Source organism: Actibacterium sp. MT2.3-13A, from assembly GCF_018139985.1.
GTDB lineage: Bacteria > Pseudomonadota > Alphaproteobacteria > Rhodobacterales > Rhodobacteraceae > JAGSOU01.
In genome coordinates this window covers 81,318-93,533 of record NZ_JAGSOU010000008.1, presented here as the reverse complement: position 1 = coordinate 93,533, position 12,216 = coordinate 81,318, and the positions used below count along the sequence as shown (strand labels likewise).

Genomic DNA, 12,216 nt, shown 5'->3' with positions numbered 1-12,216 from the left:
TTACGCCCTCTTGCCGCGCTTGCGCGCGAAGGAGGCGGTCATCGCGTCGCGGTCATAGCGGGTCCCGATCCACTCTCTGACCGGCATCGGCGATTCCGCGTTGTCGGCGGCATAGCTGTCGAGGATGTGGTCGAGAATGCCGGTGGCGGTCGATTTCAGGTGAAGGTGGCGGAACGAAAGCTGTCGCATCGCCTCCTCCACCGGGCGCCCCTCGACATGCATGAGGTAGAGCGCGGAGGCGAGCCCGGCCCGGTCGGCCCCGGATTTGCAGTGGATCAGAAAGGGGCGCTCGGTGTTTTCCAGCACCTCCAGCAGGTGCAGCAGCTTTTCGCGCCGGGGCGCCTTGCGCGCCTGGATCGAGGCGACCTTCAGCTCCAGACCCAGCGCGCGGCAGGCCTCCTCCTCGAACAGGTAATGGCTGTTGAGGTTGTCGCCGCGCAGCGAGACGATGGTCTTGATCCCCATCGCCTTATAGCGCGCCAGCCGTTTCGGCGAGGGCTGGTTCGAGCGCCACACGCCCGGCACGATCTCGGCCATGTTGGTCCACCAGACGCGCAGGAAGGCGTGGTCCATCAGGTGGAAATGCCAGAACGCCGCCCGCCGCCCGGCGGGGGTGGCGAAACGGTGCGGCATGGCGGCGCGAAAGTCGCGCTCGGCGTCGTTCAGACGGGTCTTGATCTGCTGGAACATGGCCTCTTGGCGCGCGTGCGGAACAAAAGCGGGACATAGCGCGAATGCGCGCCCCTGACAAGCGATTGACGGGTGCGCGGGGCGGGCCTACACGAACTTGTTTTCCGGTGAAAGGATAATGTCATGCCGCTGAGCCACGGTCGCCCTTACCTCGCCATTCCCGGCCCCTCCGTCATGCCCGATCGCGTCTTGCAGGCCATGCACCGGCCGGCGCCGAACATCTATGCCGGCGCGCTGGTCGACATGGTCGACGGCATGGTTCCGGACCTCAGGGCGGTGGCCCGCACCCGGCACAATGTCGCGATCTACATCGCCAACGGCCACGGCGCCTGGGAGGCGGCGGTGGCCAACACGCTGGCGCGCGGCGACAAGGCGCTGGTGCTGGCCACCGGCCGTTTCGGCCACGGCTGGGCCGAGATCGCGCAGCGCATGGGCGTGGAGGTCGAGATCCTCGATTTCGGCAAGCGCGCGCCGGTGGATGTGACCCGCGTCGAGGAGCGGCTCGCCGCCGACAAGGCGCATGAATTCAAGGCGGTTCTGACGGTGCAGACCGACACCTCCACCTCGGTGCGCAACGACGTGGCCGCCATCCGCGCCGCGATCGACAGGGCCGGGCACCCGGCGCTCTACATGGTCGATTGCATCGCCTCGCTGGGCTGCGACCGCTTCGAGATGGACGACTGGGGCGTGGACGTGATGGTGACCGGCAGCCAGAAGGGGCTGATGACGCCGCCGGGGCTGGGCTTCGTCTTCTTCAACGACAAGGCGGCCGAGGCGCGTGCGGGAATGGATCTGGTCAGCCAATACTGGGACTGGACGCCGCGCGCCAACCCGCAGGAATTCTACCAGTATTTCGGCGGCACCGCGCCGACCCATCACCTCTATGGGCTGCGCGAGGCGTTGAACATGCTGGTGCACGAAGAGGGGCTGGAGGCCGCCTGGGCACGCCACGCGCGGCTGTCCCAGGCGATCTGGGCGGCGCTTGAGGCCTGGGGACAGGGCGGCCCGATGGAGATGAACATCGCCGAGCCGTCGATCCGCAGCCACTCGGTCACTGCGGTGCGGCTCGGCGCGCCGAACGGCACCGCCCTGCGCGACTGGCTGAGCGAGAAGGCCGGGGTGACGCTGGGTATCGGGCTGGGCATGGCGCCTCCGGGCGATCCGGCCTGGCACGGGTTTTTCCGAATCGGTCACATGGGCCATGTGAACGCGCATATGGTGCTGGGCGTGCTGGGCACGATCGAGGCCGGGCTTGAGGCGCTGGGTATCCCGCACGGGCCCGGCGCGCTGGAGGCGGCGGCCGCGGTGGTCGCAAAGGGATAGCGGCCGGGAGGCCGCTCAGCCCAGTTTTTTCCGCGCGGCCTCCAGCGCCGCAGGCAATTCGGCCGCGAAGGCGTCGATCTGGTCCTCGGGCCCGGTCGAGATGCGGATGCAGCGGTCCTGCGGCGCCACGAAGGGCATCCGCACGAAGATGTCGCGCGCCACCAGCTCGGCCAGAACGGCACGGGCGAAATCGCCGTCCCGCCCGCAGTCGATGGTCACGAAATTGGTGGCGGAGGGCAGGGCGGCCAGGCCGTTCTCCGCCGCGATCCGCGCGATGCGTCCGCGGGCGGCGGCGCTGCGCGCGATCACCTCGGCCAGCCAGTCCTGATCGCGCAGCGCGGCCAGCGCGCCGATCTGGCTGGTGCGGGCCATGCCGAAATGGTTGCGCACCTTGTTGAAGGCGGAAATCAGCGGCGCGGCGGCGATGGCATAGCCCACCCGCGCGCCGGCCAACCCGTAAGCCTTTGAGAAGGTGCGCATGCGGATGACGCGGGGATCGTCCGTGTCGATGGCCGGCGCGGTGCCTTCGGGGGCGAATTCGACATAGGCCTCGTCGAGGATCAGCAGGCTGCCCTCGGGCACGGCCTCGATCATCGCCTGGATGCGCGCGGCATCGTGCCAGGTGCCCATCGGGTTGTCGGGGTTGGAGATGTAGATCAGCTTGGCCCCTGTTTCGGCGGCCTTTGCGATCAGCGCGTCGGGGTCCTCGGCATCGTCGCGGAACGGCACCTTGTGCAGCACCCCGCCAAAGCCCGCCACATGGTAGTTGAAGGTGGGATAGGCGCCGTCGGAGGTCACCACCGAGTCGCCCGGTTCGACCACCAGCCGCACCAGGTAGCCCAGCAGCCCGTCGATCCCCTCGCCGACCATGATGGTCTCGGGGGCGATGCCGTGATGGGCGGCCAGCGCCTGGCGCAGGTCGTGATTCTCGGCGTCGCCGTATTTCCAGCTTTCGCCCGCGGCCGCCTGCATGGCGGCGATCGCCTTGGGCGAGGGGCCGAAGATGTTCTCGTTCGCGCCGAGGCGCGCGCGGAAGGGGCGGCCGCGGGCGCGTTCCTGCGTTTCCGGGCCGACGAAGGGGACGCTGGCGGGCAGCGCGGCGACGAGATCGGTATAACGGGGTCCAGTCATGGGGCGGAAGAAACCGGAAATCCGGCCCGGCGGCAAGCGTTTCTCTTGCGTGGCGGGCCGATGCGGCTAGGCTGCGCGCAAGTTTTGCGAGGGAGGTCAGTCAGATGTCGGAGGCATCCTATCTGGAGACGCCGCAGGGGCGGCGCATCGCCTATCACCAGAGCGCGGGAGAGGGGCCGGGCGTGGTGTTCCTCGGCGGCCTGAGATCCGACATGGGCGGCACCAAGGCGGTCTATCTGGAGGCCTGGGCGCGGGCCGCGGGGCGGTCGTTCCTGCGCTTCGACTATTCCGGCCACGGCGAAAGCTCGGGCGCCTTCACCGACGGCTGCATCGGCGACTGGGCAGAGGACGCGGCGCAGGCCATCGCCACGCTGACCGAGGGGCCGCAGGTGCTGGTGGGCTCGTCCATGGGGGGGTGGATCGCGCTGCTCACGGCGCGGCGGATGCCGGAGAAGGTGGCGGGGCTGGTGGGCATCGCCGCCGCGCCCGATTTCACCGAGGACAGCATGTGGGCGGGCTTCACCGACGCCCAGAAGGCCGCGCTGGCGGAAGAGGGGCAGGTCGCGCTGCCGTCGGAGTATGACGACGGGCCCTATATCATCACCCGCCGGATGATCGAGGACGGCCGCAACCAGCTGGTGCTGCGCGCGCCTCTGGCGCTGAACATGCCGGTGCGGCTGCTGCAGGGCACCGCGGATGCCGACGTTCCGATGGAGGTGGCGCTGCGCCTGCTCGACCACGCTACGGGCGAGGACATCCGCCTGACGCTGGTCAAGGGCGCCGATCACCGCTTTTCGACGCCCGAGTGCCTGACGCTGATTTCCGAGAGCATCGCCGCGGTCATGGCCCGGCTGGAGGGCTGAGCCCCCGCGCCGGGCCGGCCGCGTCAGACCGATTTCAGTCGGGCGACCTTGGGGTCTGCGGGGGTGGCATTGGCGTCGATGAAATCCAGCACCAGCGGGCGGATGTTGTCGCGCCAGCTCTTGCCGGCGAAGATGCCGTAATGCCCGGCGCCGGGCTCCAGATGGTTGGCCTTCTTGTGGTCGGGCAGGCCGGTGCACAGGTCCAGCGCCGCGATGCACTGGCCGGGGGCCGAGATGTCGTCCTCCGTGCCCTCGACGGTCTTCACCGCGACGCTGGTGATCTTGCCGATATCCACCTTCTTGCCGTTGACGGTGAAGGCGTTGCGCGCGATTTCAAGCTTCTTGAAGACGCGCTGCACGGTGGAGAGGTAGAACTCCGCCGTCATGTCCATCACGGCGAGATATTCATCGTAGAAGCGGTTGTGCTTGTCGTGATCGTCGGCCTCGCCCTTGGCGACGCGCAGGATCTGCTCGGAGAACGCCTTGGCGTGGCGCTCGGCGTTCATCGACATGAAGGAGGTCAGCTGCATCAGGCCGGGATAGACCAGCCGCCCGGCGCCCGCGTATTTGAAGCCCACGCGCTGGATCACATATTGCTCTAGCTGGCCCATGGTGACGCGGTTGCCGAAATCGGTGACGTCGGTTGCCGCGGCATCGGGGTCGATCGGGCCGCCGATCAGGGTCAAGGTGCGGGGCTGGGCGGCGGGGTCCTCCTCGGCCAGGTAGGCGGTGGCGGCCAGCGCCAGCGGCGCGGGCTGGCAGACCGCGATGACGTTGGTGTCGGGCCCCAGCGCGCGCATGAAATCGACGAGGTAGAGGGTGTAATCCTCGATGTCGAACTTTCCCTCGGAGACGGGGATGTCGCGGGCGTTGTGCCAGTCCGTGACATAGACCTCGCAATCGGGCAACAGGCTGACCACGGTGGAGCGCAGCAGCGTGGCGTAATGGCCCGACATCGGCGCCACCAGCAGCACCTTGCGCGGCTTGGTGGGGCGGCCTTGCACGCGGAAATGGATCAGGTCGCCGAAAGCGCGGTGCATGACGGTCTCGATGCTGACCACATGGTCGCGGCCGTCCTCTCCGACCACGGTGTAGATGTTCCAGCCGGGCTTGGTGACCATCCGGGCGAAGCTGCGTTCGGTGATCTCTCCCCAGGCGGCGACCAGTTTGAAAAACGGGTTGGGAACAAGGCCTGTGATCGGGTATGACGCAAAGGAGAGGGCCGATGCGCCCAACCACTGGTTGGTGTTGCGGACGCTCTCCATGAGGTCATAGGTCGCCATGTGTTTCATGTGCACTCCATTATCCGGGCGGGGCCGGGTGAAACTCGGGGACGCCGTTGCCCGCCGCCAGCATAATGGCGCCAGCGTAATGCTGCGGGCGCGAAAAGCTAGGGGAAAAATTTTTGGCAATGACATCGGATGACGGCAAGGCCGAGGCACAGCTGGAGCGGATGAACGAGAACCTCGCGCGGGTGGAGGCGCTGTCCGAACGGCTGGTCAACGCGTTGTCGAAGAAGCGCCAGATCGACCCCAATCTCCAGGGTCCGGGGCAGGATCTGTTCATGAAGGCGGCCAGCGCCTACATGGCCGAGTTCCTGCAGCACCCCTCGAAGATCTTCGAGCACCAGATCTCCTTCTGGGGCAAGACCCTGCAGCATTTCATCGCCGCGCAGGAAGCCCTGGCCAGCGGCACACTGGCCGCGCCCGAGGACAACACCCCCCCCGATCCGCGGTTTTCCAACCCGCTGTGGCAGACCCACCCCTATTTCAATTTCGTCAAGCAGCAGTATCTGCTCTCGGCCGAGGCGGTCGAGAACGCGGTCCGGAACATCGAGGGGCTGGAGCCGAAGGACCGCAAGCGGCTGGAATATTTCTCGCGCCAGATCGTCGACATGATGTCGCCCGCGAATTTCCTGGCCACCAATCCCGATGCGCTGGTCCGGGCGGTGGAAACCGAGGGCGAGTCGCTGGTCCGCGGGCTGGAGAACCTGGTGCGTGACATCGAGGCCAATGACGGCGAGTTGCTGGTCACGCTGGCCGACAAGAACGCCTTCCGCGTGGGCGAGAACCTGGCCACCAGCCCCGGCGAGGTGGTGTTCCGCAACCGCATGCTGGAGCTGATCCAATATGCCCCCACGACCGAGAAGGTCCATGCAACGCCGCTGATCATCTTCCCGCCCTGGATCAACAAGTTCTACATCCTCGACCTCAAGGAGAAGAACTCGCTGGTCAAATGGATCACCGACCAGGGCTTCACCCTGTTCGTGGTCAGCTGGGTCAACCCCGATGCCTCCTACGCCGATGTCGGCATGGACGACTATGTGCAGGACGGCTATCTGGCCGCGATCGAGCAGGTCAAGCAGATCACCGGCGAGGACAAGGTGAACGCCGTCGGCTACTGCATCGCCGGCACCACGCTGGCGCTGACGCTGGCGCTGCTGCACCGGCGTGGTGACAAGTCGGTGCGCTCGGCCACCTTCTTCACCACGATGACCGATTTTTCCGACCAGGGCGAATTCTCGGTCTTTCTGGGCGACGATTTCGTCGACGGGATCGAGCGCGAGGCGCAGGCGCAGGGCTATCTCGACAGTTTCTTCATGTCGCGGACCTTCTCCTTCCTGCGCTCCAACGACTTGATCTACGGCCCCGCGATCCGCAGCTACATGATGGGCGAGGCGCCGCCCGCCTTCGATCTGCTCTACTGGAACGGCGATAGCACCAACCTGCCGGGCCGGATGGCGGTGGAGTATCTGCGCGGGCTGTGCCAGCGCAACGAATTCGCCGCCGACGGCTACGAGATCCTGGGCGAGAAGGTGCGGATCGGGGACGTCAGGGTGCCGCTTTGCGCCGTCGCCTGCGAGACCGACCACATCGCCGCCTGGAGGGCCAGCTTCGACGGGCTGCGAAAGATGGGCAGCCGCGACAAGACCTTCATCCTGTCGGAATCGGGCCATATCGCGGGGATCGTCAACCCGCCCTCGAAACGGAAATACGGCCATTACACCAATGACGGCCCGATGGAGGAGGCCGACGCCTGGCTTGAGGGCGCGACCTTTCACGAGGGGTCGTGGTGGCCGCGCTGGGGCGAATGGCTGCGCCGCCGCTCCGGCCGCAGGGTCCCCGCCCGGCGGCCCGGCGATTCGACCCATCCGCCGCTTGCCAAGGCGCCGGGAACCTATGTCCTTCCTGGCGATCCTATTGATAAGGATGGATAATCTGAATTGCTGCAGTGCAGCATAAATTCCTTGAAATGCTGCATTGCGGCGTGTATATATTGTGCAGACGCAGCAATGGGATATTTCCCAAGCAAGGAGTTTCAGAAATGACCAACGCACAAGATTTTTCGAAGATGATGCAGGACATGCTGGGCGCTTTCCCGATGGATGCCTCGGCCGCGCAGGACGCATTCAAGACCCAGGCCGCGCTGGCCCAGAAGATGTCGAAAGTGGCCCTGGAAGCCGCCGAGAAATCGACCGAAATCTCGGCCAAATGGACCAAGGACACCCTGGCCAAGCTGGGCGACGTGACCGTCGTCAAGGATGAGCCGACCGATTATTCCAAGGCCATGACCGATTTCGCCTCGGCCACCGCCGAGATGGCCGCCGAGAACATGGCTGCCTTCGCCGAGGTCGCCAAGAAGGTGCAGATGGAAACCGTCGAACTGATGCTGGCCGCCGGCAAGGACTTCTCCGAGGACGCGACCGCGGCCGTGAAGAAGGCCACCGGCGAAGCCGCCGCCGCCGCCAAGAAGGCGACCGCCGCGGCCAAGTAAGGCCCGGCACCGGACGACGACGCAGGCATCGCATCGACTTCTCCTCCCGGTCGATGGGATCGCATGGGCGGGCCTTGTGCCCGCCCTTTCTTTTTTCTGCGACTGCGCCTAAGCTTCTCTGCGCCGCAACAACAATGCCTTGGGGGGTTATGTGACCGAAGACGCCAAACCGCTGCTGATCAAGCGTTACGCAAGCCGCCGGCTCTACAACACCGAGACCAGCGATTACGTCACGTTGGAGGACATCGCGCGCTTCATCCGCGAGGGCCGGCAGGTGCAGATCGTCGACCTGAAAAGCGGCGACGACCTGACCCGGCAATACCTGTTGCAGATCATTGCCGAACATGAAAGCCGCGGCGAGAACGTGCTGCCGCTGGGCGTGCTGACCGATCTCGTGCGCAGCTACACCACCCAGGCCCAGAGCGTGGTGCCGCAATTCCTGGCCATCAGCTTCGAGATGCTGCGCGAGGGCCAGTCCAAGGTGATGGAGAACATGGCTGCTATCCCCAACCCGATGGCCGGGGTGCCGGGTTTCGAGGCGATGCAGAAACAGCAGCAGGCCTTCCTCAAGGCGATGACCGGCGGCTGGGCCGCCAGTTCGGGCCCCGCGCCCGAGCCGGAGGAGACCGGGGCCGACGAGCTGTCCAAGATCAAGGCCCAGCTGGCCGAGCTGCAGGCCAAGCTCGCCAAGCTGGGCGATTAAGCCCGCCGAATGGCCCCGCCGACGGGCCGCATCACCCTCTGGGGGATCGAGGTCTTCCTCGCCACCGCCGAGGAGGGCGCGGTCTCGGCCGCCGCGCGCCGGCTCGGCGCCAGCCCCTCGGCCGTCAGCCAGCAGCTGACCGCGCTCGAGGCCGCGCTCGGCACCGCGCTGGTCGACCGCGCCACGCGGCCCGTCGCCCTGACCCCCGCCGGCGAGATCTTCCGCCGCCGTGCCCGCCGCATCCTCGCCGAGGCCCAGCAGGCCCGCGCCGAGGTGGCCGCGCAGGACCTCGCCGCGCTCACCCATTTCCGGCTGGGCATGATCGAGGATTTCGACGCCGACGTGACCCCGCGGCTGCTGTCGGACATGGCCGGAGAGCTCAGAACCTGCCAGTTCACCCTGGAGACCGGCGCCAGCCACCGGCTCTTCGACGCGCTCGAGGCCGGCGCGCTGGACGTGATCGTGGCCGCCGACATGGGCGCCACCGCCGAGTGGATGGAGCTGCATCCGCTGCTGCAGGAGCCCTTCGTCGCCGCGGTGCCGAAGGGCCGGATCGACGCGGGCGCCGACGTGCTGGCCCAGCTCCAGGCGCTGCCGCTGATCCAGTATACCCAGCGCCACCACATGGGCCGCCAGATCGCCGCCCATCTGGCGCTGCAGAACCTGACGCTCGCCCGCCGCTTCGAACTCGACAGCTATCACGCGATCATGGCGATGGTGGCCGGCGGCGCCGGCTGGACGATCCTGACGCCGCTGGGCTACCTGCGCGCGCAGCGCTTCCGCGACCGGGCCGAGCTCATGCCCTTGCCCTGCGCGCCGCTGCGCCGCCGGATCTCGCTCAACGCGCGCCGGGGCGCGCTGCAGGACATGCCGGCAAGGGTGGCCGGCCGGCTGCGCCCGCTGCTGCAGGAAATGATCGTCAGCCCCGCCACCGCCCAGATGCCCTGGCTGGCCGCGGAACTGAAGGTCCTCTGACCTTCTTCTTGGCTCAAATACTCAAATCCCGCGATCGCCAGCGGCGCGCCGCCGCCGGACGGGCGCGGCTCAGGTGCCGTAGGCCCGGGCCGCGCCCTTCACGTCCTCGGCCGCGCCGATCAGCGCGGCGGCGATGAAATCCAGCTCCGCGCGCGTCAGCCGCGCCGGCAGGCGGGTGTCGCAGGCGCGCATCAGCATGGCCCGGGTCCGCGGCAGATCGGGCTGCGCGCCGATGAATTCCCAGTTCCAGAAGGCGCGCGCGTTGTCCGCGCTCAGGCCGAAGACCTGCACCGACACGCCGCGCGCCTTGGCCGCCTCCTGATAGGCGCGTGCCTCGTCGTCGCCGTCGAACCCCAGGAGGTTGAACTGGATCGAATCCGGTGCCCGGGTCTCGGGGGGAAGCGCCTCCGGCACCTCCAGCCAGGGCGATGCGTTCAGCCGCCCGGCCACATAATCGTGGTTGGCGCGGCCGTCGCGCACGCGCCGCGGCACCTCGGCCAGCTGCGGCCGCAGGATCGCCGCCGACAGGTTCGACAGCCGCGTGTTGTAGAGCGGCAGCCGGTTCTGCCATTTCGCGAAGGCGTCGGCCAGTGCGGTCGAATTCTCGCCGCGCGGGCCCTTGTGCTTCTTCCAGTTGTGCTCATAGGCGCCCGACATGATCACCGCGCGCGCGATCAGCTCGGCATCGTCGGTGATCAGGACGCCGCCTTCGCCGGCGTTCATCAGCTTGTAGGACTGGAAGGAGAAGCAGCCGATCCGCCCGATCGTGCCGATCTTGCGCCCGTGCCACAGCGTGCCCAGCGAATGCGCGGCGTCCTCGATCACCGGCACGCCGCGCCGATCGGCGAGCGCCATGATCGCGTCCATGTCCGAGGTGTGGCCGCGCATGTGGCTGATCAGGACGGCGCCGATGTCGTCGGTCAGCTTGGCCGCGAAATCGGCCATGTCGATGCGGTAATTTGCGCCGACCTCGACCAGCACCGGCCGGCAGTCGGCATGAACCACCGCCGAGGGAACCGCGCCGAAGGTGAAGGCTGGGATCAGAACCTTCGCGTCCCGCGGCAGGTCCAGCGCCTTGAGCGACAGGAACAGCGCGGCCGAGCAGGAGGACACGGCGAGGGCGTATTTCGCCCCCATCATCTCGGCGAACTCGGCCTCCAGCAGAGCCACCGGCGCATCCTCCGGCGCTGTGTAGCGGAACAGATCGCCCGATTGCAGCAGGCGCTCGATCTCGGCCCGGGCGGCCTCGGGGATCGGCTCGGCGTCGTAGACATTGGGGCCAAGGGTCATTTCTTCACCTTTTCTGAACGTCTGTTTCAGAAAAACTGTAAGCGAAGCCCAATGCCCGGCCAAACCCTTTCTGGCCGGGCGCGCGCGGAGGCCGCGTCAGCGTTGCATTTCAGACATTCAGCAGCAGGTGCTCGCGCTCCCAGGGGCTGATGACCTGCAGGAATTCGGTATATTCCAGTTCCTTGACCGCGGCATAGGTGCGGGAGAACTCCCGCCCCAGGACGCAGTGCAGGTCGCGGGCCTCGCGGAACAGGTCCAGCGCCTCCAGAACGCCGCGCGGGATGTTGGTGTCCAGCTGGTAGGCGTTTCCGGTATATTGCTCCTTGGGATGTTTCGCCTCCATCAGGCCGAGATAGCCGCAGGCGAGCGAGGCCGCGATGCCCAGATAGGGGTTGCAGTCCATTCCCGCCAGCCGGTTTTCCACCCGCCGCGCCTCGGGGCCCGAGACCGGCACGCGCAGGCCGGTGGTGCGGTTGTCGCGGCCCCATTCCAGGTTGATGGGCGCGGCGTGGTCGGGAACGTAGCGGCGGTAGGAGTTCACATAGGGCGCCATCAGCGCGATCGCCGAGGGCATGTGGGTCTGCAACCCGGCGATGAAATGCATGAAGGCCGGGCTTTCCGTCCCGTCGGCCTCGGAAAAGATGTTCTGGCCGGTCTCCCGGTCCACCACCGAGTGGTGGATATGCATGGCCGAGCCGGGCTCGTCCTCGATCGGTTTCGCCATGAACGTGGCGTAGCAGTCGTTGCGCAGCGCCGCCTCGCGGATCAGCCGCTTGAAATAGAAGATCTCGTCGGCCAGGCGCACCGGGTCGCCGTGGCGCATGTTCAACTCGATCTGCCCGGCGCCGCCTTCCTGCAGGATGCCGTCGATCTCGATCCCCTGCGCCTCGGCGAAATCGTAGATGTCGTCGATCACCGGCCCGTGCTCGTCGATTGCGGACATGGAATAGGCCTGCCGCGCCGCCGCGCGCCGGCCGGTGCGGCCCATCGGCGGCACGATGGGGTGGGCGGGGTCGAGGTTGCGCGCCACCAGGTAGAATTCCATCTCCGGGGCGACGATCGGCTCCCAGCCCTTCTCGTTGTAAAGCTCGACCACGCGTTTGAGCACGTTGCGCGGCGCGGTGGGGACAGGGTTGCCGTCCTGGTCGTTGATGTCGTGGATCACCTGCAGGGTCAGGTCGGCCGTCCAGGGCGCGGCCGAGGCGGTGTCGAAATCCGGGGTCAGCACCATGTCCGGCTCGGTGAAGGCCTCGCCCTCCATGGTCGTCCAGTCGCCGGTGATGGTCTGCAGGAAGATCGAGTTGGGCAGGTAGAAATGCGTCTGGCGGGCGAATTTCGAGGCCGGCATCGCCTTGCCGCGGGCCACGCCGGCCAGGTCGGAGACCACGCATTCCACCTCATCGGGCTTGCGCCCGGCGAGGAACTCCAGCGCCGCCTCGGGCAGCTTGTCCATCCAGTCGGTCATGG

Annotated in this window: 11 protein-coding genes; 6 read left to right on the top strand and 5 right to left on the bottom strand. The window is 67.3% G+C overall.

What is annotated here, in order from left to right; translation table 11 throughout:
• On the bottom strand, positions 1–690 hold the full coding sequence (locus KCI33_RS09180; RefSeq protein WP_212524488.1) for a tyrosine-protein phosphatase: 690 nt from the start codon (positions 688–690) through the stop codon (positions 1–3).
• Between the two features lie 123 nt (positions 691–813).
• On the opposite strand from KCI33_RS09180, the gene KCI33_RS09175 reads away from it, so the two are divergent.
• A complete protein-coding gene (locus KCI33_RS09175) occupies positions 814–2,013 on the top strand; it encodes an aminotransferase class V-fold PLP-dependent enzyme (protein WP_212524487.1) in 1,200 nt (399 codons plus the stop codon).
• A 15-nt stretch (positions 2,014–2,028) separates the two neighbouring features.
• On the opposite strand, the gene KCI33_RS09170 is transcribed toward KCI33_RS09175, so the two are convergent.
• Positions 2,029–3,144, bottom strand: a complete 1,116-nt coding sequence (locus KCI33_RS09170) for a pyridoxal phosphate-dependent aminotransferase (RefSeq protein WP_212524486.1) — start codon at positions 3,142–3,144, stop codon at positions 2,029–2,031.
• 104 nt (positions 3,145–3,248) lie between these two features.
• Between KCI33_RS09170 and KCI33_RS09165 the strand changes: the two genes are divergently transcribed.
• Positions 3,249–4,007 (top strand): alpha/beta hydrolase, encoded by a 759-nt coding sequence (locus KCI33_RS09165; RefSeq protein WP_212524485.1) that lies wholly within the window; start codon positions 3,249–3,251, stop codon positions 4,005–4,007.
• Positions 4,008–4,030: 23 nt separating this feature from the next.
• Here the strand turns inward: KCI33_RS09165 and phaZ are convergent, their stop codons facing one another.
• A complete protein-coding gene (phaZ, locus tag KCI33_RS09160; protein WP_212524484.1) occupies positions 4,031–5,299 on the bottom strand; it encodes a polyhydroxyalkanoate depolymerase in 1,269 nt (422 codons plus the stop codon).
• Between the two features lie 119 nt (positions 5,300–5,418).
• On the opposite strand from phaZ, the gene phaC reads away from it, so the two are divergent.
• From phaC to KCI33_RS09140, 4 genes are all read left to right on the top strand, one after another.
• A complete protein-coding gene (gene phaC, locus KCI33_RS09155; protein ID WP_212524483.1) occupies positions 5,419–7,224 on the top strand; it encodes a class I poly(R)-hydroxyalkanoic acid synthase in 1,806 nt (601 codons plus the stop codon).
• 107 nt (positions 7,225–7,331) lie between these two features.
• Positions 7,332–7,781: a phasin family protein gene (locus KCI33_RS09150; RefSeq protein WP_212524482.1), complete on the top strand. Its 450-nt coding sequence runs from the start codon at positions 7,332–7,334 to the stop codon at positions 7,779–7,781.
• Positions 7,782–7,932: 151 nt separating this feature from the next.
• Positions 7,933–8,484, top strand: coding sequence for a polyhydroxyalkanoate synthesis repressor PhaR (gene phaR / locus KCI33_RS09145; RefSeq protein ID WP_212524481.1), 552 nt, complete (start codon positions 7,933–7,935; stop codon positions 8,482–8,484).
• Between the two features lie 9 nt (positions 8,485–8,493).
• Positions 8,494–9,459, top strand: coding sequence for a LysR family transcriptional regulator (locus KCI33_RS09140; protein ID WP_212524480.1), 966 nt, complete (start codon positions 8,494–8,496; stop codon positions 9,457–9,459).
• Positions 9,460–9,528: 69 nt separating this feature from the next.
• Here the strand turns inward: KCI33_RS09140 and KCI33_RS09135 are convergent, their stop codons facing one another.
• Together KCI33_RS09135 and KCI33_RS09130 are read right to left on the bottom strand one after the other, a co-directional pair.
• Positions 9,529–10,749 carry an aminotransferase class I/II-fold pyridoxal phosphate-dependent enzyme gene (locus KCI33_RS09135; RefSeq protein ID WP_212524479.1) on the bottom strand — a complete coding sequence of 407 codons (1,221 nt, stop codon included), beginning with the start codon at positions 10,747–10,749 and terminating at the stop codon, positions 9,529–9,531.
• A gap of 109 nt (positions 10,750–10,858) precedes the next feature.
• Entirely contained in the window at positions 10,859–12,214 is a 1,356-nt protein-coding gene (locus KCI33_RS09130; RefSeq protein ID WP_212524478.1) for a glutamine synthetase family protein, read from the bottom strand.
• Between the last annotated feature and the right edge of the window lie 2 nt (positions 12,215–12,216).

What these genes read in the sequence shown, in the direction of transcription:
- KCI33_RS09180 (WP_212524488.1), bottom strand. Translation starts at nt 690, where the DNA reads ATGTTCCAGCAGATCAAGACCCGTCTGAACGACGCCGAGCGCGACTTT.
- KCI33_RS09175 (WP_212524487.1), top strand. Translation starts at nt 814, where the DNA reads ATGCCGCTGAGCCACGGTCGCCCTTACCTCGCCATTCCCGGCCCCTCC.
- KCI33_RS09170 (WP_212524486.1), bottom strand. Translation starts at nt 3,144, where the DNA reads ATGACTGGACCCCGTTATACCGATCTCGTCGCCGCGCTGCCCGCCAGC.
- KCI33_RS09165 (WP_212524485.1), top strand. Translation starts at nt 3,249, where the DNA reads ATGTCGGAGGCATCCTATCTGGAGACGCCGCAGGGGCGGCGCATCGCC.
- phaZ (WP_212524484.1), bottom strand. Translation starts at nt 5,299, where the DNA reads ATGAAACACATGGCGACCTATGACCTCATGGAGAGCGTCCGCAACACC.
- phaC (WP_212524483.1), top strand. Translation starts at nt 5,419, where the DNA reads ATGACATCGGATGACGGCAAGGCCGAGGCACAGCTGGAGCGGATGAAC.
- KCI33_RS09150 (WP_212524482.1), top strand. Translation starts at nt 7,332, where the DNA reads ATGACCAACGCACAAGATTTTTCGAAGATGATGCAGGACATGCTGGGC.
- KCI33_RS09140 (WP_212524480.1), top strand. Translation starts at nt 8,494, where the DNA reads ATGGCCCCGCCGACGGGCCGCATCACCCTCTGGGGGATCGAGGTCTTC.
- KCI33_RS09135 (WP_212524479.1), bottom strand. Translation starts at nt 10,749, where the DNA reads ATGACCCTTGGCCCCAATGTCTACGACGCCGAGCCGATCCCCGAGGCC.
- KCI33_RS09130 (WP_212524478.1), bottom strand. Translation starts at nt 12,214, where the DNA reads ATGACCGACTGGATGGACAAGCTGCCCGAGGCGGCGCTGGAGTTCCTC.